This is a genomic window from Pseudoblastomonas aquimaris (assembly GCF_035481675.1).
Classification (GTDB): Bacteria; Pseudomonadota; Alphaproteobacteria; order Sphingomonadales; family Sphingomonadaceae; genus Alteriqipengyuania_B.
This window is the reverse complement of the sequence record NZ_JAYJJW010000002.1, coordinates 430,908-454,155: the sequence shown is the minus strand read 5'-3', so window position 1 is coordinate 454,155 and position 23,248 is coordinate 430,908. Positions and strand designations below refer to the sequence as shown.

At 66.6% G+C, this 23,248-nt stretch carries 18 protein-coding genes and 1 tRNA gene; 8 read left to right on the top strand and 11 right to left on the bottom strand.

Annotated elements, in window-relative coordinates; translation table 11 throughout:
• Positions 1 to 4 precede the first annotated feature (4 nt).
• From VCJ71_RS12260 to VCJ71_RS12230, 7 genes are read left to right on the top strand one after another with little or no spacing between them, the layout of a single operon-like run.
• On the top strand, positions 5 to 742 hold the full coding sequence (locus VCJ71_RS12260) for a DUF2059 domain-containing protein (protein ID WP_324641404.1): 738 nt from the start codon (positions 5 to 7) through the stop codon (positions 740 to 742).
• A 39-nt stretch (positions 743 to 781) separates the two neighbouring features.
• Positions 782 to 1,996, top strand: a complete 1,215-nt coding sequence (gene crtY, locus VCJ71_RS12255; RefSeq protein ID WP_324641403.1) for a lycopene beta-cyclase CrtY — start codon at positions 782 to 784, stop codon at positions 1,994 to 1,996.
• Positions 1,993 to 3,501, top strand: a complete 1,509-nt coding sequence (locus VCJ71_RS12250) for a phytoene desaturase (RefSeq protein ID WP_324641402.1) — start codon at positions 1,993 to 1,995, stop codon at positions 3,499 to 3,501. Before crtY ends, VCJ71_RS12250 begins: the two co-directional genes overlap by 4 nt.
• A 59-nt stretch (positions 3,502 to 3,560) precedes the next feature.
• Positions 3,561 to 4,004: a hypothetical protein gene (locus VCJ71_RS12245; RefSeq protein ID WP_324641401.1), complete on the top strand. Its 444-nt coding sequence runs from the start codon at positions 3,561 to 3,563 to the stop codon at positions 4,002 to 4,004.
• Positions 4,001 to 4,594 carry an LOG family protein gene (locus tag VCJ71_RS12240; protein ID WP_324641400.1) on the top strand — a complete coding sequence of 198 codons (594 nt, stop codon included), beginning with the start codon at positions 4,001 to 4,003 and terminating at the stop codon, positions 4,592 to 4,594. The genes VCJ71_RS12245 and VCJ71_RS12240 overlap by 4 nt, the downstream gene beginning before the upstream one ends.
• Before the next feature lie 55 nt (positions 4,595 to 4,649).
• Positions 4,650 to 5,651, top strand: a complete 1,002-nt coding sequence (locus tag VCJ71_RS12235; RefSeq protein ID WP_324641542.1) for a phytoene/squalene synthase family protein — start codon at positions 4,650 to 4,652, stop codon at positions 5,649 to 5,651.
• A gap of 10 nt (positions 5,652 to 5,661) precedes the next feature.
• Complete coding sequence (locus tag VCJ71_RS12230; protein ID WP_324641399.1) at positions 5,662 to 7,599, top strand: acetyl/propionyl/methylcrotonyl-CoA carboxylase subunit alpha; 1,938 nt, start codon at positions 5,662 to 5,664, stop codon at positions 7,597 to 7,599.
• Between the two features lie 33 nt (positions 7,600 to 7,632).
• Here the strand turns inward: VCJ71_RS12230 and VCJ71_RS12225 are convergent, their stop codons facing one another.
• Positions 7,633 to 8,919: a multidrug effflux MFS transporter gene (locus VCJ71_RS12225; RefSeq protein ID WP_324641541.1), complete on the bottom strand. Its 1,287-nt coding sequence runs from the start codon at positions 8,917 to 8,919 to the stop codon at positions 7,633 to 7,635.
• Positions 8,920 to 8,984: 65 nt separating this feature from the next.
• Here VCJ71_RS12225 and dinB point away from each other — a divergent pair, with 65 nt between their 5' ends.
• On the top strand, positions 8,985 to 10,118 hold the full coding sequence (gene dinB, locus VCJ71_RS12220; protein WP_324641398.1) for a DNA polymerase IV: 1,134 nt from the start codon (positions 8,985 to 8,987) through the stop codon (positions 10,116 to 10,118).
• Here dinB and VCJ71_RS12215 read toward each other — a convergent pair.
• From VCJ71_RS12215 to VCJ71_RS12170, 10 genes are all read right to left on the bottom strand, one after another.
• The gene (locus tag VCJ71_RS12215; protein ID WP_324641397.1) at positions 10,104 to 10,583 is read right to left on the bottom strand and encodes an NUDIX domain-containing protein; all 480 of its coding nucleotides are present in this window, start codon (positions 10,581 to 10,583) and stop codon (positions 10,104 to 10,106) included. The two genes, dinB and VCJ71_RS12215, sit on opposite strands and share 15 nt — an antisense overlap.
• Positions 10,571 to 11,194, bottom strand: coding sequence for a 6-phosphogluconolactonase (locus VCJ71_RS12210; protein WP_324641396.1), 624 nt, complete (start codon positions 11,192 to 11,194; stop codon positions 10,571 to 10,573). Before VCJ71_RS12210 ends, VCJ71_RS12215 begins: the two co-directional genes overlap by 13 nt.
• A 73-nt stretch (positions 11,195 to 11,267) precedes the next feature.
• Positions 11,268 to 11,729: a Dps family protein gene (locus VCJ71_RS12205; protein WP_324641395.1), complete on the bottom strand. Its 462-nt coding sequence runs from the start codon at positions 11,727 to 11,729 to the stop codon at positions 11,268 to 11,270.
• A gap of 97 nt (positions 11,730 to 11,826) precedes the next feature.
• Entirely contained in the window at positions 11,827 to 12,387 is a 561-nt protein-coding gene (locus VCJ71_RS12200; RefSeq protein ID WP_324641394.1) for a hypothetical protein, read from the bottom strand.
• 41 nt (positions 12,388 to 12,428) lie between these two features.
• Positions 12,429 to 12,502: transfer RNA gene (locus VCJ71_RS12195), tRNA-Gly, on the bottom strand.
• Positions 12,503 to 12,551: 49 nt separating this feature from the next.
• Positions 12,552 to 13,010, bottom strand: coding sequence for a MaoC family dehydratase (locus tag VCJ71_RS12190; protein ID WP_324641393.1), 459 nt, complete (start codon positions 13,008 to 13,010; stop codon positions 12,552 to 12,554).
• 68 nt (positions 13,011 to 13,078) lie between these two features.
• Positions 13,079 to 16,924, bottom strand: a complete 3,846-nt coding sequence (locus VCJ71_RS12185; RefSeq protein ID WP_324641392.1) for a GMC family oxidoreductase N-terminal domain-containing protein — start codon at positions 16,922 to 16,924, stop codon at positions 13,079 to 13,081.
• On the bottom strand, positions 16,921 to 18,441 hold the full coding sequence (locus VCJ71_RS12180; RefSeq protein WP_324641391.1) for a metallophosphoesterase: 1,521 nt from the start codon (positions 18,439 to 18,441) through the stop codon (positions 16,921 to 16,923). Before VCJ71_RS12180 ends, VCJ71_RS12185 begins: the two co-directional genes overlap by 4 nt.
• Positions 18,432 to 19,613, bottom strand: coding sequence for a serine hydrolase domain-containing protein (locus VCJ71_RS12175; RefSeq protein WP_324641390.1), 1,182 nt, complete (start codon positions 19,611 to 19,613; stop codon positions 18,432 to 18,434). The genes VCJ71_RS12180 and VCJ71_RS12175 overlap by 10 nt, the downstream gene beginning before the upstream one ends.
• Positions 19,614 to 19,651: 38 nt before the next feature.
• A complete protein-coding gene (locus tag VCJ71_RS12170) occupies positions 19,652 to 23,200 on the bottom strand; it encodes an AAA family ATPase (RefSeq protein WP_324641389.1) in 3,549 nt (1,182 codons plus the stop codon).
• Positions 23,201 to 23,248 lie beyond the last annotated feature (48 nt).

The window sequence follows — 23,248 nt, the reverse complement described above, 5'->3', positions numbered from 1 at the left end:
TATAATGCGCGACATGAAGACCATCCTCGCCGGCCTTGCCGCTCTCGCCCTTGCGCCCGTCGCCCTTGCCACCTCCCCCGCCGCGCAGGCGCAGGAGGCACAGGCCGATGTCTATGTCGGCCTCTACGACGCGATGGGCTCCGCCGTCGACATGGAGGTTACGGTGGACACCACCGTCGCCGGCTTCATCGATGCAATGCGCCAGATGCCGTTCGGCGAGCGACCGAGCGAGGCGATGTGGAAGGAACTGGCGGTGGTCATGCGGCCGTTGTTCCTGGAATACGGCGAGCGCGGCCAGGCGGTCATCAAACCCGAGATGATCGCCATGTTGCGCAGCGGCCTGACCGAGGAAGAGGCAACTTACCTGACCGAATTCTACCTTTCGCCGCTGGGCCAGAAGGTGCAGCGCGGCATCGGCGAAAGCTACGATGCGAAGTCGGTAATCGGCGATGCGGTGGACAGCGCACTTACGGGCGAGGATGGACCGGCGATCGGTCGCGCGGCGGTGGAGGCGGACATCACCCGGGCCACGATGCGCTCGCTCGCTACGCTGACAGCGGAGGAACAGGCGGAACTGGCGCGGGTCAGCTCCACCGGCACTGCCTTCCAGTCGCTCGCCGCCCTGCAGCCCAAGATGGTCGAAATCCGCACGCGCGGGGAGAACCTGCCAATGACGCCCGACGAGGAACGCCGGATGGAAGCGGCGATGACGCGCGTGTTCGAGAAATATCTCAAACGCTAGGGCGTTGCACCCGCACGGCGCTGCGCTAAAGCAGCGGCCATGCAGGCAGCGGACAACCAACCGGCACCGGCCGGCGGCGGCAGGTGCGACCTGGCCATCGTCGGCGGCGGGCTGTCGGGCGGGCTGATCGCACTGGCCGCCGCGCGCCGCGACCCGGGGCTCGACATCCGCCTTGTCGAAGCGGGCGAGGTGCTGGGCGGCAACCACCGCTGGAGCTGGTTCGACAGCGACCTCGGCGAAGGCGGTGACGCGCTGCTCGAACCCTTCCGCAAGACCGAGTGGGACGGCGGCTACGACGTCGCCTTCCCGGCCCATCGCCGCCATCTGCAGGCCCGCTACAATTCGCTGGCGAGCGAGGATTTCCACGCCGCGCTGATGCGCGAACTGCCGCAGGGCACCGTGGTGCTGAACCGCGCCGTCGACACGCTCGATGCCGGCGGCGTCACCCTGTCCGATGGCGAGCGGATTGGCGCGCGCTGCGTGATCGATTGCCGCGGGATCGAGGACGCGCCGGCGCTGGAGGGCGGCTGGCAGGTCTTCCTCGGCCGCCACATGCGCACCGCGAAACCGCACGGCGTGGCGCGGCCCGTGATCATGGACGCGACGGTCCGGCAACACGGCGCCTACCGCTTCGTCTATGTCCTGCCGCTCGGCCTCGACGAGCTGTTCATCGAGGACACGTACTACGCCGACAGCCCGGTGCTCGATCGCCGCGCGCTCGGCAGCCGGGTCGAGGCCTATTGCCAGGCCCACGGCTGGGACGGCGAGATCCTGGGGCACGAGACCGGCGTCCTGCCGGTCATCACCGGCGGCGACTTCGCGGCGTTCCAGGATGCCGCACGGACAGAGGGGGTCGCAATGGCGGGCGCCAAGGGCGGCTTCGTCCACCCGCTGACCAGCTACACCCTGCCCTTCGCCGTCCGCATCGCGCAGCTGGTGGCGGACAACGTCACGCTGCCCGGCGAGCAGTTGTCCGCCCTGCTGGAAGCGGAGGCGCGCCGCCACTGGGCCGCCACGAAATTCTACCGCCGGCTGGGCACGATGCTGTTCGGTGCGGCGGAGCCCGACGAACGCTATCGCATCTTCGAGCGGTTCTATCGCCTCGGCCAGCCGCTGATCGAGCGGTTCTATGCCGGCAAGTCCACTTTCGGCGACCGCTTGCGGATACTTTCCGGCCGTCCGCCCGTATCTATCGGCAGAGCCGTTTCCGCGCTCGTTTCAAGCCGGCCATCCCTGAGCAGAAAGTCACCATGAGCGACATCGACACGACATCTTCCGGCAAGACCGCCTGCGTCATCGGCGCAGGCATGGGCGGCCTTGCGCTCGCCATCCGCCTGCAGTCCGCCGGCATCGCCACCACGCTGGTGGAAAAGCGCGACAAACCGGGCGGCCGCGCCTATTTCTGGGAGAAGGACGGCTTCACTTTCGACGCCGGCCCCACCGTCATCACCGATCCCGATTGCCTGCGCGAATTGTGGGCGCTGTCGGGCCACGACATGGCGGAGGACGTGGAGCTGATGAAGGTGATGCCCTTCTACCGGCTTCACTGGCCCGACGGCACGACCTTCGATTACTCGAACGACGAGAAGGAGCTGTTCTCCGAGATCGAGAAGCTGAGCCCGGCCGACGTCGCCGGCTACAAGCAGTTCCTGCAGTATTCCGCGGAAGTCTTCGAGGAAGGCTACGTGAAGCTGGGCCATGTGCCGTTTCTCGACTTCAAGTCGATGCTGAAGGCGGCGCCCGCGCTGGCGAAGAAGCAGGCATGGCGCAGCGTCTATTCGATGGTGTCGAGCTACATCAAGAACGAGAAGCTGCGCGAAGCCTTCAGCTTCCACACGCTGCTGGTCGGCGGCAGCCCGATGAAGACGAGTTCGATCTACGCCCTCATCCACAAGCTGGAAAAGGACGGCGGCGTCTGGTGGGCGCGCGGCGGCACCAACCGGCTGGTCGCGGGGATGGTGCGCCATTTCGAGCGGCTGGGCGGCACGGTTCGCATGGGTGATGCGGTAAAGGCGATCGACGTTTTGGGCGACCACGTGACCGAGGTGGAGACCGAAAGCGGCTGGAAGCAGCGCTTCGACGCGGTCGCCAGCAACGCGGATATCGTCCATTCCTACGGCGACCTGCTGCGCACCAGCCACCGCGGGCCGAGCTATGCCAAGTCGCTGAAGAAGAAGAGCTTCTCGCCCAGCCTGTTCGTCGTCCACTTCGGCGTGGAGGGCAATTGGCCGGGCATCCCGCACCACATGATCCTGTTCGGCCCGCGCTACAAGGGGCTGGTTGACGACATCTACAAGCACGGCGTGCTGCCCGAGGATTTCAGCGTCTACCTCCACCACCCCAGCGTGACCGACCCCTCGATGGCGCCCGAAGGCATGAGCACCTTCTACGCGCTCGTCCCCGTCAGCCACATGGGCAAGATGCCGATCGACTGGGACGTGGAAGGGCCAAAGCTGGCAAGGCGCGTGCTGGACGAGGTCGGCCGCCGCCTGATCCCCGATATCCACGACCGCATCGTGACGCAGTTCCATTACACGCCGAAGGATTTCGCGGGCGACCTCAACGCGCACATGGGCAGCGCCTTCAGCCTGGAACCGGTGCTGACGCAAAGCGCCTGGTTCCGCGGCCACAACCGGGACGACAAGCTGAAGAACATGTACCTCGTCGGCGCCGGCACGCACCCGGGCGCGGGCATTCCCGGCGTGGTCGGCAGCGCGAAAGCGACGGCAGGCTTGATGCTGGAGGATTTGGCGGGGTAACGCCCTTGCAAGGTCGCCGCGTGCAAGGCTGCGGCTGATCCTTCCGTGGAGATTCGCGAATGTTGCTGACCACCCTGATTTCGCTGGCAATGGTCCAAGCCGTGCCCGGCCCCGCCACCTCGCCGCTCGTGGACGAGGGATACCAGCACGCCTGGGTGACCGAAGAGGTCGATCCGGATGTCGGAGTATTTCTCGACGAAGGCTGGTCCGGCACGATCAAGGTCGATGGAAAGACCTACCCGGTCGTGCTCATGCGGATCGTGGTCGGCATGGGAGACGGGAAGCTTGCCGATGACGGCCTGATCATGGATCTGGAAGTCGCGATCGACTGCAAGACCCGGCTGACGGGTTTCTCTCGCGTGTGGGCCAACATGGGCGACGAGTTTTCGATGCCGGTCCAGACGGTCGACGAGGTCGGTATCGTCGAGCCGCTTCCGGCTAACGACCCGATGAGCGACCGCGTGATCGCCTACGCCTGCGGCACGGGCGCGTCCGCCGCATGAGCCGGAGCCTCGACCGTCTGGCCGTATACTGCGGCTCCGCCACGCCGGAGGACACGCGCTACATCGAGCTTGCCCGCGAGGTCGGCGCTACGCTGGCGCAGCGCGGGATCGGCGTCGTCTACGGCGGCGGCCGGCTCGGGCTGATGGGCGCGGTGGCATCGGGCGCGCTCGAAGCGGGCGGCGAGGTGATCGGCATCATCCCCGAAGCCCTCGCCAATTCCGAAGTGGCCAACACCGAGTGCACCGAACTGCACACGGTCAGCGGCATGCACGAACGCAAACAGCGCTTCACCGACCTGTCCGACGGTTTCGTCACCATCCCCGGCGGCGTCGGCACGATGGACGAGTTGTGGGAGGCCGTCAGCTGGGCGCAGCTGGGCTACCACACCAAGCCCGTGGGCCTGCTTAACGCCTTCGGTTTCTACGACCACCTGATCGCCTTCAACGCCCACATGGCCAAGGTCGGCTTCGTCCGGCCCGCGCACCAGGGCATCATCGTGCATGACGAAAGCCTGCCCGGCCTGCTGGACCGCATGGCCGCATACGAGCCGCACCAGCCCATCTTCGCGATGAAGGCGGCGGACCTCTGACATGGCCAACCGGCTCCCCCGTTTTCCCTCGCTCCAGAAGAAGCGGAAAGGGCGGATGCTGGCGCCGAGCTCGATCCTGCGCCGCCCCACCAGCCGCGCGGGCGGCGGGCGCTTTCGCGAACCGCTGGTGGACAAGGCTTACGATGCCATCGCGGAAGGTTCGAAAAGCTTCGCCGCCGCTTCCATGCTGTTCGACCGCACCACCCGCGAACGGGTCTGGCTGCTCTACGCCTGGTGCCGCCGGTGCGACGACATCGCCGACGGGCAGACCGCGGGCGGCGAACTGGGCGACCAGTCGGGGCTGGAAGGCCGTGTGCGCGCCATCCGCGCCCTCACCCGCACCGCGCTGGAAGGCCAGCCGACCGCCGACCCCGGCTTCGACGCCTTCGGCCAGGTTGCCAGCGAAACCGGGCTGACGCTGGAAGATGCCGACGAAGTGATCGCAGGGTTCGAGCTCGACGCCGAAGGCTGGCGCCCGCGCACGGAAGCCGACCTGATGCGCTATTGCTACCACGTCGCGGGCGCGGTCGGCACGATGATGGCACGGGTGATGGGCGTGGACTCTGCGGACGAGGACACGCTGGACCGCGCCTGCGACCTCGGCCTTGCCTTCCAGCTGGCCAATATCGTGCGCGATTTCGACGAGGATGATGCCGCCGGGCGCTGCTACATCCCGGCAGAATGGCTGGTGGAGGAGGACATCCCCCCCGGCCAGCACATGAAGCCGCATCACCGCTTCACCATGGCCAAGTTGTCGGCGCGCATGGTGCGGCTAATGGAACGGCACGAGGCGGCGGCAAAGCTCGGCGCGGCGCGGCTGTCCTTCCGCCAGCGCTGGGCGGTGCTGTCTGCCGCACGCATATACGGCGCCATCGGGCGCAAGGTGCGCGACCGGGGCCAGCTTGCCTGGAACAGCCGGGTGCATACCGGGCGCGCGGCAAAGGCGGGCCATGTCGCCGCCGCCTTCTGGGAAGCGCTGCGCAACGACCCCGCCCGGCCGGACGAAATGCCCCGCTGGACCCGCCGCGAACTTGCGGCGATGGGGAAGCCGTCCTAACCGCTACGGCATGATCCAGAAGCTCCTGATCGCCAATCGCGGCGAAATCGCCTGCCGCATCATTCGCACCGCGCGCGACATGGGGATCGCCACGGTCGCGGTCTATTCCGATGCCGATGCCAAGGCGCTGCACGTGCGTTCAGCCGACGAGGCGGTGCATATCGGCCCCTCGCCCGCTGCCGAAAGCTATCTTGTCGGCGAGAAGATTATCGCTGCGGCCAAGGAGACGGGCGCGGAGGCGATCCATCCGGGCTATGGCTTCCTGTCGGAGAACGCCGGGTTCGCGCAGGCCGTCATCGATGCGGGGCTGATCTGGGTCGGGCCCAAGCCTTCCAGCATCGAAGCGATGGGCCTCAAGGACGCCGCCAAGAAGCTTATGCGCGAGGCGGGCGTGCCGGTGACGCCGGGCTACGAAGGCGAGGACCAGTCGGTCGAGCGGTTGAAGCAGGAAGCCGACGTGATCGGCTACCCGGTGCTGATCAAGGCGGTCGCAGGCGGCGGCGGCAAGGGGATGCGCAAGGTCGATGCGCCGAGAGATTTCGAGGCCGCGCTGGAAAGCTGCCGGCGCGAGGCCAAGGCCAGCTTCTCCAACGACGAGGTCCTGCTGGAAAAGTGGATCACCTCCCCGCGCCATATCGAGGTGCAGGTGTTCGGCGACAGCCACGGCAATGTCGTCCACCTGTTCGAACGCGACTGTTCCTTGCAGCGCCGCCACCAGAAAGTGATCGAAGAAGCCCCCGCCCCCGGCATGGACGAGGCCACGCGCGAGGAAATCTGTGCCGCCGCCGTGCGCGCCGCCAAGGCGGTCGATTACGAAGGCGCGGGCACGATCGAATTCATCGCGGATGCCAGCGAAGGCCTTCGCGCCGACCGCATCTTCTTCATGGAAATGAACACGCGGCTTCAGGTCGAACACCCGGTGACCGAAGAAATCACCGGCGTGGACCTGGTGGAATGGCAGCTGCGCGTCGCGAGCGGCGAGCCGGTCCCGCTGAAGCAGGAGGAACTTTCGATCAGCGGGCATGCCATCGAGGCGCGGCTCTATGCGGAGGATCCGGCGAAGGGGTTTTTGCCGAGCACGGGGCGGTTGAAATACTTCGAGCTACCGAACGAGAAACCCCGCCGGAAGCAGCGCAATGAAACGGGCGTGGAGCGCGGCGGCGAAATTTCGCCCTATTATGATCCGATGATCGCGAAGTTGGTGGCTCACGCCGAAGACAGGGCCGCTGCAATCGAGGCACTCGGATCGATGACAGGCGATGTCGTTTGCTGGCCGGTCAAATGCAATGCCGGTTTTCTCAACCTGCTGCTGCAGGATGAGACGTTTCGGGCTGGCTCGATGGATACGGGCCTTATCGCTTCCAAGCTAGATGATTTCATCCCTGATGAAACCCCGTCCGAACTGGCGATGCAATCCGTTGCGCACATGGTCATCGACCGGACCAGAGGCGGCAACCCGGAAGACATCCGTCAAACGTATCTGGCAAACGATGATGGGCCATGGTCGAACCTGGGATTTCGCCTCAACCGTGAAGCGGAACCGCCCGTCGTCAAACTGGCAACCGCGAGCACTATCTATGAAGTCGCTTTTGAGGAAATCGACATCGGCAACGCCTTGTGGGTCGAGGCGACGCCAGACGGTTATCTCGTCGATGAGGACGGGCAAACGTTCATGTTAACGGAAGCTCGCCATGACGCGGGCGGAGCATCCTCCGCCGCCGACGGGGCTATCCTTGCGCCCATGCCGGGCAAGGTCATCGCGGTCGATGTGGCCGAGGGCGATGCGGTCACTGCAGGCCAGCGTCTGATGGTGCTCGAGGCGATGAAGATGGAGCACGCGCTCACCGCGCCGTTCGACGGGACCGTGACGGAACTTTCCGCCAGCGAAGGCGGGCAGGTGCAGGTCGAAGCGGTGCTCGCGGTGGTGGAGCCTGCGGAAGAGACCTGAGCACCTCCCCAAAGCCCGGGGAGGGACATCCGGTCAGTCGGGGACCTTTTCCCCGAACAGCTCGCCCTTCTCGCTGAACAGCACGAAGGCCAGGCTCAGCACGGCGGTGATCAGCAGCGCGAGGGCCAGCGGCTCCGCCGTGCCGTCGTAGCTATAGCCGATATACGCGCCCAGCGCCGCGCCGCTCGTCATGCGCAGGAACCCTTGCGCGCTCGAAGCCGCGCCTGCGATGCGGTGGAACGGCTGCAGGGCGATGCTGCCGAAATTCGCGCCGATGAAGCCCAGCAGGCTCATATTCGCGGCCATCAGCGGCACGAAGGTCCACAGGCCTTCGTCGGGCCGGCTGGCGAACCAGTATTGCGCGCCCGCCACCGCAATGAAGGCGAACAGCGCCGCGTGGCTGACCCGCCGCGCGCCGAAGCGTTCGACGATACGGCTGTTCGACCAGTTGGCGATCGCCATGCAGCCTGCGCACATGGCGAAGATCAGTGGGAACTTGTCGCCCGCGCCGAAAGCCTCGCCGATCAGCTGCTGGCTGGAATTGATGAAGCCGAACAGCCCGCCGAACACCAGCGCGCTGCCGAGCGTGTAGCCGATCGTTTCGCGCAGGGTGACCGCGTGGGTCATGTTGCGGGCGATGGTGGGAATGTGGATTGCCTGCCGGTTCGCCGGGTCGAGCGTTTCGGGCAGGCGGAACCAAACCCAGCCGGTCATCACGCAGCCTGCCAGTGCCATCGCGCCGAAAATCCAGCGCCAGTCGCCCGTCAGGTGCAACACGCCTTGCCCGATGCTGGGCGCTACCGCGGGGACGAGGAGGAAGATGACGAAGATGAGGCTCATCAGCCGGGCCATCTTGTCGCCGCCCACCCGGTCGCGGATGATGGCGGGCGGAAGGGCGATGATCCCGGCGGCAAAGAAGCCCTGCGCCGCACGCAGCACCACCAGCTGGGTGAAGGTTTCCACCATAGCGCAGGCGATCGACAGGACGATATAGGCGGCCAGAGCAACGAACAGCACCGGCCTTCGCCCGTAGCGGTCGGCGAAGGCGCCGGGCACCAGCGTGCCGATGCCTGCGGCCAGCAGGTATGCGCCGATCACGAACTGGCGGTCGTTGCCGGCCGCGCCCAGCGATCCGGCCAACTCGTCCAGCGCGGGCAGGATGGCATCGATGCCGAAAGCGTTGCAGGCCATCAGCAGCGCCATCATCCAGATCAGCTCGCGCTCGCCCAGCCGCCCGCCGACGGCAGGGCGCGGTGCCGGCTGCGCGGCAGGCTCGTCCGTCAGCGCAGGCTCGCCGGAAGCGGGAAGATCGTTTCGCATCTGCACAAGACGGCAGGTGGCGAACAAGGTTCCGCTTTGCAAGCGCGCGCCCTATCTATTCGCGCATGGGTGATTGCGTTCAGCGCACGGATGACGAGGATGACGCCGACGCCGAGGCGGAAGGCCTGCGCAAGATCATCCACGTGGACATGGACGCCTTCTTCGCCAGCGTCGAACAGCGCGACAACCCCGACCTGCGCGGCAAGCCGGTGGCGGTCGGCGGGTCTAGCGGGCGCGGCGTGGTGGCCGCCGCCAGCTACGAAGCACGCAAGTTCGGCGTGAAAAGCGCGATGCCCAGCGTTACCGCCAAGCGCAAATGCCCCGACCTGATCTTCGTGAAGAGCCGCTTCGACGCCTATCGCGAAGTCAGCCAGCAAATCCGCGCGATCTTCCGCGACTACACCGACCACGTCGAACCGCTCAGCCTGGACGAGGCCTATCTCGACGTGACGGAGGACCGCAAGGGCCTGGGCAGCGCGACGGCGATCGCGCAGGACATCCGCCGCCGCATCCGCGAGGAGACGCGGCTGACAGCCAGCGCCGGGGTCAGCTACAACAAGTTCCTCGCCAAGCTGGCGAGCGACCAGAACAAGCCCGACGGCATTTGCGTCATCCGCCCGGGCCAGGGTGCCGGGTTCGTCCAGTCGCTGCCGATCCGGCGCTTCCACGGCGTGGGCCCGAAGGCGGAAGAAAAGATGAAGCGCCTTGGCATCGAAACGGGCGCGGATCTTGCGGCGAAGGACCTCGCCTGGCTGACGGCGCATTTCAGCAGTTTCGGCGAGTATTTGTTCCGCGCTGCGCGGGCCGTTGACCTGCGCCCGGTGCGCGCCAACCGTATCCGCAAGTCCGTGGGCGGGGAGCGCACTTTCGGGGAAGACCAGTCGGAAGACGGCGAATTGCGCCAAACGCTGGATCGGATCGTCGACATCGTGTGGGAGCGGATCGAGCGTGCCGGCGCCAAGGGCCGTACCGTCACGCTGAAGCTGAAATACAACGATTTCACGCTCCACACCCGGGCAAAATCGGTCGCGCAGCTGGTGGCGGACAAGGCGACCTTCGCCGCCATGGCACGCGAATTGCTGGAAGAGGAATTGCCGCTGCCCCGCCCCATCCGGCTGATGGGCCTGACGCTCAGCAACCTCGAAGGCGTGGTGCCGAAGGACCGGCGCCCGCCCGACGCGCAGCTATCGCTGCTGTAGGAAGGCCTGCATCCGCCGCCGGGTCAGCGGGCTCATGTCGTCCGGCAGGTCGTCGACCCTAAACAGCCGTGCCGCCAGCACCTCGCGCCCATCGGGGTCGAACCTGCCCGCGATCGGGCCGGAATAGAGATACGCCGTATGCGGGGAGCCGGAGATTACTTCCTCGATCCGTTCCACCAGCTGCAGTTCGCCCAGTTCGAACCCCAGTTCTTCGCGCAGTTCGCGCCGTGCCGCTTGCGCCGGGTCCTCGCCGCGCTTGCAGCCGCCGCCGGGGAAGGCCCAGCCGGGCCGGGCGTAGCTGTGGCGGACCATCAGGACGCGCCCCTCCTCATCGTGCGCGATCACAGAGACGCCCTGCAGCGGCACCTTGCGCAGCACGCGCCAGCGATGGCGCAGCTTGTGCGCGGTGCGCAGGGCGGCGCGGTGGACCGGACGCGGGACCAACCCGACGATCAGGCGAAGCATGTCACCTTCTGCCTCGCCGCAGCCAGCAGCCGCGCGATGGGCAGGTCGTTCTCGCCCGCGACGGCCGCGTCGAAAACCGCGCGCTTTTCTGCGCTCCCGCCCAGCGTGAACAGCAGTTCGCCGGCGCTGAGAATGCTCGGCATCGTCAGGCTGATGCGGTCGAACGGGGCTTCGGGCGGCAGCGGATCGGGCGTCAGGCGCACAATGGCGCGCGGATCATCGGCCTGCGGATCGGTGTTCGGGAAAAGCGAGGCGATGTGCCCGTCTGCGCCCATGCCGAGCCAGGCGAGCGCAAACGGCGGGACCTGCTCCATCACCGTAAGCGCAGTCACTTCCGCGCCGACAGGCTCGAAAATCGCGCGGATGCGGCCTTCGTTGCTGGCCTCGTGCGACGGGTCGACCACGCGGTCGTCGCCCGGCCAGATCACGATCCTGCTCCAGTCGAGATCGCGTTTCGCCAGCAATTCCATCACCGGGAACGGAGTCGATCCGCCCGGCACGGTGATGGTAACTGGTCCCTCCCCTTCAGCCAGCGCCGCGGCCAGGCGGTTCTCCAGCCAGTCTGCGATGGCGGAATGGTCGGCGTTTTCGATGATGTCGACGTTGGTCATGGATGCTCCATAGCAAAGGGCCGCGATGCTGTGGAAGCACCGCGGCCCGATGAATTGCGTTGCAGGGGTGGGGTCAGCCGCCCAGTTGCGACTTCAGGAACCAGACCCGTTCTTCGGCCATGTCGGTCCAGTCGTCGATCAGCCCGTCGGTTGCGTTGTCGCCGGCCGCCTCGGCATGGGTCTTCAGCTCCTTCAGGCGCTTCACCATGCCGGCGTTGTCGTCATGCAGTTCCTGCAGCATCGCGTCGGGCGACAGGGTGGTGTCGTCCTGGTCCACGATCTTGGTTTGCTTGGCGACCGAAGCGATGGAGGTCAGCGTCTTAGCATCCTGCTTGCGCACCCGCTCCGCAATCGCGTCGATCTGGTCGCGGATTTCGATGGCCTGCTCGTCGAACAGCAGGTGAAGGTCGCGAAAGCGCGGGCCGACGATGTGCCAGTGGAAATTCTTGGTCTTCCAGTAGAGCGCGAGGTGATCGGCGAGGAGGCCGTTCAGTCCGTCGATCAGCGCGGTCTTGGAATTGTCTGTGTTGCTCATGGGAAGCCCCTTATTTTCTCGTTGTCTGCCTGCCTAACGGCCTTGGCGGCCGGGGGTTTCCGCGATTTCGCGCGAGAGTTTCGATGAGAGTGATCGGTCAGACGATGCCGCGCGCGGCGAGCGCGAGGAACAGCCCCGTGATGCCAAGGAGCACGCCGATGACGAGGCGCATGGCTCTCAGCCAGCGCCATCCGGCAAGCTCGGCCCCCAGCATCCAGCCGAGCGTCAGCGCCGCGCCCGATCCCAGCGCCCCGCCGATGGCGGCAAGCGCGGGCATGGCGGCCCCCACGGCGACCGCGAAGACGAGGAACCGCGCCGCGTCGGTCAGCGCATAGCCGGACAGGACGATGGCGATCGCGCCCAGCGAGCGGGTCGGTTCGGCAGGCGCCGTGTCCTTGCGCGGCCAGCACAGTTCCACTGCGCTGAAGACGAGGGCGATGCCGAGCAGCATCTGCTTGGCCGCCGGAAACAGCGTCTGGCCCATCAGCGCCCCCGCCCATGCGGCCAGCGCAGCGAAGGCGATGGCCACGGCCCAACCGATGACCAGTAATCCGGCATTCGCGCCCAGCGCCTCGCGCAGCCGTGCCACCAGCAACTGGTCGCGCGCGCCCATCGAAGCGAGCGCAGCGGCGAGAAAGGCGAGGAACAGGGTCGGCATCACCGCCCGCGCTCAAGCAGCGAAGCGGTAGCGCACAAAAATGGAGCGGGTGAAGGGAATCGAACCCTCGTCTTAAGCTTGGGAAGCTTCTGCTCTACCATTGAGCTACACCCGCGAAAGGCCGGGCTGCGCTTTGCCGTGAGCGGGGCTGGCGGTCAAGCGGGTCAAGCGTCGGCCGGGCGCTTCATTTGCAGGCCCGCGCGCTTGCAGCTGCCGACCAGTTCATCGCGCTGGTTGTAGGCGCGGTGGGCGAAGGTGACGATCCCTGCGTTCGGGCGGCTCTTGCTTTCGCGCAACTCCACCACCTCGGTTTCGATCCGCAGCGTATCGCCGACGAAGACTGGCGCGGGGAAGCGCACCTCGTCCCAGCCAAGGTTGGCGACCGCGGTGCCGAGCGTGGTGTCGCCCACCGAAACGCCGACCATCAGCGACAGAGTGAAGCACGAATTGACCAGCACCTGGCCGTAATCCGTGCCCTTCATGTATTCCGCATCGAGGTGCAGCTGGGCCGGGTTATGAGTCATGGTGGTGAACAGGACATTGTCCGTTTCCGTCACCGTGCGCCGGATATCGTGACGGAAGACCTGCCCCACCTCCAGCTCGTCGAACCACTTGCCTGCCATCGCTTCCTCCTGTCATCGCTTCCACCTGACTGGGCCCGCCCTGCCGCGTGGCCGGTGCCGGCGCAAGGTCAGTTGTAGCGATCGAGCTCGGCCACGATCTGCGGCGCGACGTCGCGCCCCGCGTTGCGCCCGATGAACAGGTCCATGTGGGCATAGCCCGGAAACAGGATCTGCTTGTACAGCCCGGCGTGGTCGGGATTGTGCCGCTTCAGCCACGACATCGTCCGCTGCCCGGATTCGGGATAGAAGATCTGGTTGGTCGATCCCGCCAGGAAGGTGATCGGCAGGATCATCCGCCGCGCGTTGTCCTGCGTCAGGTAGGTGTCCTCCCCTTCCGCATCGACCACCCGCCCATCCCGCATGATGTCCTGCAACTGGGCAAAGGGGGCGAGCGAGATGCGGCTGAACATGCTCGCCAGCGCGACGTGCGTGTCGTGACCAAGCTGGCCGTGATCGTAACTGGGGCCATAGACCCCGAACACGCGCCGGCAGGTCGGGTTCTTGCAAGCCTGCCCTTCCGGCACGGGCAGCTGGAAGGCGACCGCGTCGATCTCGTTGCTCGTGTCATCCTCCGCATTGGGCGTGAAATCGAACACGCCGTCCAGTTGCGAGATGCGCCCCATCAGCAGCGACATGCCGAGATCGGACTTGAGGTAGTTGAGCCAGTCGGTAACCGGATGGAGGGTGAGCTGGGAGGACAGGACCTGGCGGAAGCCCGGCACCCATCCCTTGGCGAGGCCCATCAGCAGGCTCATCGAACCCACGCAGTGCGCCATCGCCTGCAGGTCCTTCGCGCCGGTATAGCGGCGGATGAAATCGACCGCCGCGGGCCAGTCCTTCGATGCGATATCGTCGATCGTGAAGGCCGGCGGATGGGTCCGCGAATTGCCCGAATCCGCGCTGGCGCGGTAATCTAACAGCCACACGTCGTACCCGGCCGCGCACAATTGCTCGACCAGGTTGTCCGGCACCGTTGCCGCGGCGAAGGACCAAGCCCTTACCGAAAATCCGGGCGCCAGCACCACAGGGCCTTTCGTGCCTCCGTGGTAATTGGTGAGGCCGATGGTCACCCCGTCGGCCGTCGGCACGATATGGCTGCGCGGCTCGTACCGCTTCAGCGACGGCGACGTCTTCGGCTCGTCCAGCCCCTTCGCCTTCGCCTCCGACTGGGGGAAGTCCTTCAGCGTCGCCAGCATCCCGCCATAGGCCTGGAACGTCGTCATGCCGAAGAAGGCGGCAAAGGTCGCGGCGAAATATTCGGCGATGGCCACGCGGGCCTTTGGCACCTTGCCGATCAGCCAGCCCACCAGGCCCTTCTGCAGGTCCAGCCGCATCGTGCTGGCCTGCCACATCAGGTCTTCCGCATTCAGCCGCAGGATACCCTGCGCGCGCAAATCGCCGGAGCCGTCTGCCCCGTCATGGATGGTGACGAACAACTTGGTGAGGTCGGTCCACGGGTCGGAACCCTGCCGCTGTTCCAGCACCTTGAAGCCGTGGAACTTCAACGGACCGTCCGGCCCGGCGAGGACCATGTCGTACGTCATCAGCCAGCCTTCGGACTTGTCCTCATCCACCGTCAGCAGGTGGAACGTCCCGCTTTCGACCTCCATCGGATCGGCGGTGATCGACGGGCAGGTCACGGTCCCGGTCAGCGTTGCTGCGTGGCCGGGGCGGCTGACCATGTCGTTGAGGTCTTCCGTGTGGACGGTCAGTTCGAAACTGCACGGCTGGCCGTCGGCCTTCCCCCATGCCTCGGCATTGGTGAAATTGTCGGAGATTCGCTCGATCGCCGGTGCATCGTTGCCGATCCCCTCGGTGCTGACGAAGCCGTGCATCCGTTCGGTGAACTGGAACTGCGGGCTCAACAGGTCGGGATGGTGCTTGACCAGCGATTTCACCGCATCCTTGGCGGCATCGATCAGCCCTTCCTCAAACAGGTGCGCGATGCGCGCGATATCCCGCGCCACCGGATTGACGAGATGGCTGCCGACCCATTGTTCGATCTTGTCGGCAAAGGTGGGAATATAGTGCTTCTTGCTGTCGGGCAGGTCTTCCGCCTTGCCGGCGCCATGCTGCGGCGCGGGCGGCAGGGTGCCTTCTTCGCGCATCGCTTCGTCGATCGTCCAGCCTTCGCGCGCGGCGACAAGCTCCACGGCCCGCTCGGCCACGGCGGTGATCGTCAGCAGCGGGTTCACCCCGACAGCGCCCGGCATCGCCGCGCCGTCGCAGACGTAGAGGCCCGGATGGACATCCGCGCCCGTCGTGCCGGAAAAGACGCGGCAGCCATCGTCGACCACGCCGTCGGCGGCATCGTCCGCCATTCCGCACCCGCCGACAGGGTGGACGGTGATGAGGTTCTTGCCCAGCGGCTCAGTCCACAAGGGATCGGGAAAATACTGGCCCGAGATCGCATCGGCGGCCAGTTCCATCCAGCGGCTGTCGCGCTCCATCGTTTCCAGAGCGCCGGCCCCCGGCCAGTCGATCGTAAGCCGGTCGCCGACCAGCGTCAGCTTGCCCCCGGCATCGTCCACGCTCATGATGAGATAGGTCTGCATCCGCGACATCGGCCCTTCATAAGCCCAGTTGCCGATGTTGCCGGGGTCCTTCTGGAAGCCCTCCCCCATCGCCTTCGCATCCAGCAGGCGCGGTTCGATCTGGTCGAAGCCGAAGCGCGTGAAGCTGCCGGCATAGGCTTCCGCAAAGAAGAAGGCGGGCGGCAGCAGGGTGGAGACGATGCCCGGCGGCACGCCTTCCTCGATGACCAGCCCCTGCTCCGCATTGTCGACGTCGCGAATGTCGATCACTCCTGCGATACAGGGGCCGGGGTATTTCTCCTTCGGCACGTCGTTCGCGCCGATGCCGATGGAATAGATCGGCTCGCCCACCACCTTGTCGGCCGTCTTGCCGCCGGTCGTGACGTGCTGCTTCGTGGTTTTCCAATAGCTGTCGTAGGAAAATCCCAGCGCGTCGCCATTGCCGGAAAAGCGGCTGCCGAGCCGGTCGGACAGGGGCAGCCCCTTCGCCTTGCTGCGCAGCAGTATTTCGCTCGAACCCAGGCTGCCGGCGCCGAGAAACACGTGATCCGCCGTCACGCTGCCGGGCTCGCCCGGTGCATCGCTGCCGTTGGGCTCGAAATGCACCCGCCACTTGTCCCCGTCGCGTTCAAGGTGGGTGACGCGCGCCTGCGTGAATATCTGCGCGCCGTGGTTGTGCGCATCGGGCAGGTAATTCATCAGCGTAGTGTTCTTCGCGCCGACATTGCAGCCGCTGCAGCAATCGCCGCAATTGGTGCAGGAAGGCTGCGGCACGCCGAACGCGTTGGTCTTGTCCTCGAACGTCACGTTGATCGGCGGACGGTAGTATTTCTGCCCCAGCTTATCGGCCGCCTCTTCCAGCGCCTTCAGCTTGCCGAGTTCGGGATAGTGGTCCGGATAGGGCGTTGCCGACAACATCGTGCGGGCGCGCTTGTAATAGGTGTCCAGCAAGTGCGGATTGCTGCGGAAGGCTTGCGGCCAGTGCTCCAGCTCGAGAAGCCGCCGGTCCATTTCCAGCGCGACGTTGGCGTTGATCAGCGAAGTCCCGCCGAGCCCGCAGCCGACCAGCGCCCACATGTCCTCGTTCACATGCAGGTCGAACATGGCGTCCGGCTCGCCGATGATCCCGCGCGAGGTGTTGGCCTGCATCGCCCCTCGCGCATCGGCCAGCTTGTCGGGGTATTCGCCGGGCAGCATCTCGCGCCCGCGTTCCAGCAAGCACACGTCCTGCCCGGCGCGCGCAATCCGCGATGCCGCTACCCCTGCGCCGTAACCCGATCCAACGACCACCACCGTGTAATGGTCCCCGATCAGGTCGAGGCTGCGCGCGATCCGCGCCTGCGCCGTCGAGGGATGGCCAATATTCGCAGTGCCGCTCATGACAGGGCCTCCAGTGCATCGACGCTGCGCGCGTCTTCCTCGTCCATGAAGTGGCTGACGCGCTCTTCCGCCAGTTTCTCGATCCGGGCGCGGGCGGCGTCGGAAAACTCGGCCCATGCCGGCGCGGTCGCCGCAACGGCCTTGGCCGCGGCCGCCTGCAGGATCGCGCCGCGCGGCCCGCGTCCGCCCGCTTGCGCGGCGTGGATCGGCACCAGCGTATCATTGATCACATCGTTCAGCAGCCTCAGCGACGTGACGTTGAGATCGTCGTCGATCAATATCGCCGCGGTCCCCTGCGCCGGCATCAGCGTGGGCTGGTCCAGAACCCAGCCGCCGGTGTTGAACACGCTGACGGGGTGGGCGTAGCGGTCGATCGCCAGCTGGTCCTGGAACGGCTTGTGCGTGTGGCCGAAGATGAAGCTCAGCCCGTCGGGCACGATGCCGGTGGGAGAGGCTGCGAACTGGTTGGCGAGCGGGGTGCCGATGTACCACCTCAGGTCGTCCACCTCGCTCGGCGTCATGACGCTGCGATATCCGTCGCGCTGCTGTTCCGCGCCTCGCCCCGCGGTAAGGTCCACCGCGGCCTGGACCATCTCTTTCACCGTCACGCCGAACTTGAGCTCGGTCGTCGGCTGGATGCCGGTTTTCGCGCGCAGCGCATCGGTGATCCGCCGCGCCATCGTTTGCGCAAACGCGTGCGACGCGCCTGCATCGAGCAGGGTTTCGTACAGCGTGTCCGCGCCCGCCCCGATCAGCCCAGCGCTGCCGAGGTCCGACCACAGGAAATCGATCCACGGGCCGTTCTGCTGTTCCAGCTCCAGCATCGTGTCGGGCCGCATCTTGTCCCCCGTCAGCCACCCGCGCAGGTTGGACAGGGAACGGTACATGGAATCGATGTAGTGCCCGTGGTGCATCGCCACCGCGCGGTTGCCGTCGTCCGACACGATTGCCCAGTTGGGATAGGCGATGCGCGACCTGCCTTCGCGGAAATAGGCGTGGCGCTGCATCAGCGCACACAGCATCCGGCACGGCAAGTCGGGATAGGCGGTCAGGCGGGTGGTGTGGAGGATGTCGCGGTGGATGCTGTCGTCATCGTCCATCCGCTGCTTGGGATCGCCCGCATTGGCATGGCCGCTGCGCTCCAGCTCCGTAACGAACTGCTGGTCCTGCGTCATGCGCCACATGTGGTGGTCGTGATTGCCGGGGATGTAGACGATGTCCGGGGCGAACACCTTCGCCGCGCCTTCCGGCTGCAGCACGTCCAGGAATTGCAGGAAACTGTGCGACACCTTGCCAAACGGGCTGAGGCCGAGGTCGAGCACATCGCCCAGCAGCACCAGCTGCACCCCGCCCTCGTCGATCTCCATCGCTTCGAAGGTGGCGCGCATCGCCTTGCCGAACGCGGCCAGCGTCGGGCTGGGGTCGGGCAGGATATTGCCCTCCTCGTCCGCGTGGGTCAGCAGGCTTTCCTTCGCGCCCAAGTGGAGGTCGGACATGACCAGGTATTTCACTGACATCGGGCATTCTCCACCAGGCATTGGTAAAAGGCTTCGCGAACGTCTTTCTCACGCGGATCGTCACGCAGCCAGGTGCCGAGCTGGTTTGTGATCCAGGCATAGGCGACCTCGTCGTCCGGATCGGCAAAGGCCATCGACCCGCCGATGGCGAAGGTCCCGAAAGCCGACGGTGTGCGGGCGAATTCCCACCCGCCCGAAGGTTTCTCGAAGCCGTAGGAATAATGCAGGTCGGTGTGCAGCACCGGGTCCCACAAGCCACCCGGCGGCAGGTCCGCCCCGCGCGCCAGCTGGTCCGCGACCTCCTGCGTGATGCCGTAGGTTTCGCCGCCGGTGGCAAAGACATTGTAGATCTTCGCCAGCGCCGGGGCGGAGGCCATGCCCCCTGCCGCGCCCTGCTCGATCCGCCACCACTGTTCCTCGTCCAGCTCCGCCGGGCCTTTCAGGAACAGCGGGTTGTTGAGCGCCCGGAAGCTGAGCGACCATGGCCAGAACATCGAGGTGACCAGCGCCCAGGACATGTTGGTGTGCCGGAAGACGAGGTCGAACATGCCAAACCCGTCAATCCGCGCGATGCGGTCGCGGTCGAAGTCTTTGGGCAGGCCGAGGAAGGCATCGGCCCCGACCGGCGCAGCCACTTCCTCGGCAAAGAAACGCTCCAGATGGCGTTCGCGGGGATCGCGGCGGCTGATCAGCTCGCAGGCGAGCCAGCTCAGCGAATAGGGGTGGTTGCCGCTGTACTGGCCGGGCTTCCAGTTGGGCTTCTGCTGCTCCACCGCCAGCGCGCAGAATTCGGAATCGGCCATTCGCGCGTTGTTCAGCTTCAGGTCGAGCGCGGCGACGCCCGACTGTTCGGACAGGACCTGCCCCACGGTCAGCTTTCCCTTGCCGTAGACATCGAATTCCGGCCACACGTCGCCGACGTTCTCGTCATAGGAGAAAAGGCCCTTCGACGCGGCGACGGCGCAGGCCGCGCCCGAAAGGCCCTTGCTGACCGAATAGACCAACACGATCGTGTCGTGCTCCCACGGCCGGGTCCGCGTCTTGTCCTTCCACCCGCCATAAAGGTCGACCACGCATTCGCCGCGGTGGTAGATCGTGCAGGCGGCACCCAGCGTGTCGGTTTCGATATGGCGGGCGAAGACATCGCGCACCTTTTCGAATCCGGGCGCCACATGCCCCCCGACCGGTCCCCCCTTCAATTTCGATCCCATCAAGCCCCCTGTTTCTCTCCGGCTTCCAGTTGCGCCAGCTGCGCCCTAGCATCGGCGATCAGCGGCCAGCGTTCGCAGGCCGGGTCATCGAACGGTTCGAGCCGCTCGACCAAAACGTCGCGCGCCAGTTGCACCTCCCCCGCGCCCTCAATCAGTTTCGCAGTGCGTGTCGCCAGCCGCAGCGCTCCCAGATGCCCACCCTTCCCGGCAAGCCGCGCGGCCTCGTCGAGCGCGGCGGAGCGGGCGGCAACCGGATCACCCGCCCAGGTCATCATGCAGCGCGCCCAGGCTGTTTCGCTGCGGAGATACTGCATGGAAAGCTTGTCCATCCGCGCTTCGAGCGCATCGAGCAGGGCCAGTGCACCCGCCTTGTCGCCGGAAGCGAAGGTCGACAGCGCCTTGCCCAGCTCTACCGACAGGACGAGACCGACCCCGACGATGGCGGCGTGCTTCTCCCCCAGCGCCAGCGCGGCCAACCCGCCTTCAACATCCCCGTCGTTGAATTTGAGCTGCCCGGCCAGCACGCGGGTGGAAATCTCCCAGTGCAGCAGGTCGTGCCTTCGCGACAGCACCAGCGAACGGTCGTTGGCCTCGCGCACCCGCTCCATGTCCCCGAGCGCGAGCCCGGCGTTCTGGACGTAGATGAGGACGAAGCATTCAAGGTGCGGGTGATCGAGCTCCACGGAGCGGGCGTGCGCCCGGTCGAGCGCTTCCCACCCGCTGGCGATCTGTCCGGTGAGGATGCTGGCCAGGCCGAGGAAGCAGTCGAGCCAGACTTCGGGCCCTATTTCCGCCAGCGGCCCCTCGGCCCTGTGTGCATCCGGCGACATCATGGCTGCGGCGCGTTCCAGTTTCTCGACCGCCTTTGCCGGCTCGCCTTCGAAATGGCTGATGATGCCGTCCGCCGTCAGCGCGGCGACGCGGTGCGCCCCGTCGCCCGACATCTCCGCAACCTGCTGCAACTGCGCCACGAATTCGCGCGCCTTGTCCATCGAATCGCAATTGTAGGCGACGCGCCAGACCCACCACAGCGCGGCGAAGCGCGCGTCCCCCGGCGGCAGGCTCTCGGCCAGTTCCTCCACCCGCGCCAGCATCACCCGCATGCCGGGCGAATGGTAACCCTGCGACAGCACCAGCGCATTGCCTTCCATGACCAGCGCGTTGAGCAGCCGCTCGCTCTGCTGCGGACTGGGATCAAGCGTCTCGATCAGCTGGACGGCGACGGCGAACATTTCCTTCGCCACTTTCATGCTGCCCCAGCCGAACGCCCGTTCGCCCGCCGCGATGTGATAGCCGATCGCCTTTTCGGTGTCCTCCGCCAGCAGGAAGTGGTGGGCCAGTTCCTCGACCTCGGTTTCCAGCCCGTCAGCCCGGTTGCGCTCGATCCATTCCCCGATCCGGCCGTGGAGCTCGCGCCGCTGCTTCGAAAGCAGGCTGTCGTAGGCGACCTCCTGCGTCAGCATCTGGCGGAAACGGTATTCGGCCTGCGGGCCTACCTTCACCTGCTGCAGCAGGCCCAGCGACACCGCCTTGCCCAGCAGCAGGCCCGGCGGGCCGGAAGCGCCGATCAGGTCGCGCAGCATTGCCCACGAAAACTGCCGTCCGATTACCGCCGCTTTGCGCAGCGCATCGCGCAGGCCCGTGTCGAGACTGTCGAGCCTGGTGCGCACGACCGCATCGATGGAGCGCGGCAGGTTCACGCCTTCCAGCGGCCCGTTGGCCTTCAGGCGTCCCTGCTCCAGCGTGAACTGGTCGTTGGCATGGAGGACGCGGGTCAGTTCCTCAACGAACATCGGCACGCCGTCGGTGCGGCGGTGGATCAGCCGGACCAGTTCCGCATCCACCGTTTCCGCTCCCGTCGCGCGGCCGATCAGCTCCTCGACCTCGGACATATCGAGCGTGTCGAGCACCATCTGTTCGCAATGCGGCATCGCTGGCCACAGGGGGGCTGCCAGCGGGCGCGTGCCGCACAGCAACAGGATGCGGAACGAGGCGCAGGCCTCCGCCGTCGCCAGCAGCGTTTCCAGCGTCGCCTCGTCCGCCAGGTGCAGGTCGTCGATCAGCAGTACGACCGGGTGGTGTTCCGCCAGCGCGACCATCGCGGAAAGGATCGCCTCACCCACCAGCGCCCGGCCCGCGCCCGCGCGGTCATCCTCCAGTCCGTGCCCGCGAATGCCGGTCAGCTGCATGATGTAGGGCGTGTAATCGACGAGGTCGGGCAGGCGTTCGGCGATCCGTCCGCGCGCCAGCGCGGCCGCGTCGTCCTGCGCGGAGATATCGCCCAGCCCGAGGAAGCCGGACAATATATCGCCGAACGGCCCGTGCGGGCGCGTCCGGTCATGCGAGCGGCAGGTCGCGTGGCCGACGATGGCCCCGCGCTCCGCGCAATCGGCAAGGAAGCTGTGCACCAGCCGGGTCTTGCCCATGCCGGGTTCACCGATGATGCTGATGGCGCGGCCCTGCCCGGCCTCCGCCAGCGACAGCGCCTGCAGCAGCCGCTCGCGCTCCTGCTGCCGGCCGATCAGCGGCGTGGCATGGTCCGCCGGGGCCGCGGATGCGCCGCGATTGCCGTGCCCGGTCACCGCGTGCAGCCCGTCCTCGAGCTCTTCCATCATCAGCGATCCGCCGATCCGGCGCGCGGTGGGCGCCTCGATCAGGACATGGCCGGGCCGGGCGCAGCGAACCATCTCCCCGGCCCGTGCCAGCAGCCTGCCGGTCACTCTCAGCCCGGGCCGGTGCGTGACCACCGCAAGGCCGGTGACGAGCGCGATGCGCGTTTCTATGCCGGGGTCGGTGCGCAGCGCATCGCCGACAAGCAATGCCAGCCGCGCGGCGGCAAGCTCGTCGTCCTCCTGCGCCCGTTCCGCCCCCACGGCGATGGAGAACCCGTCGGTATCTAGCTGGAGGAGCGAGGCCCGCTCCCCGTCGACCAGCTCTTCGAGCCGTTCCTCCAGCCGCATCATCAGCTCGTCGAAATATTCGGGATCGTCTTCGCCGTCTTCCCCGTGGACGAATTCGGCGCGCAGCAGGGTGACGGTGCGCCGTTCGCTGGAGGCTTCGGCGGCGCGCGAGCGGGGTGCGGCCGGCGTCGGCGTGCCGGGCGACGTGCGGCCGGCAGGGCCGAGCGAAGGCGGTCCGCCGGGCGGCGGTGCATGGGCGACCATGTGGCGGACCGAAGCGAGCAAGCCGAGGAACGCTTCCGCCCGGTGGCTGCCGTCCCAGTCGAGCAGGAAATGGGCCTGGATCTCGGAAAAGCCGAGCGGCAGGGCGACATCTTCCAGCAGGACGGGGCGATAGGCCCCGCGATGCAGCGCGCGCTGCGCCTCCTCCTGCACGAAGCGCCCTTCGCGTCCGACCGAACTGGCGGTCCACAGCACCACCACCGCCTTCGCGCCGTCGAGCTGTTCCGTGATCTCGGACCGCCAGACGTCGCCCGTGCCGATGTGCTGGTCCCACCAGACCGACAGGCCGCTGGCTTCCAGGGCCGCGACCATCCGGGCCGCGGCATCGCGGTCTTCGGACTTGTAGGACACGAATACGTCGGCCAAGGTGGTCCCCCTGTGGCGCCCGATTTCCTGTCGACCCGGAAAGTAGGG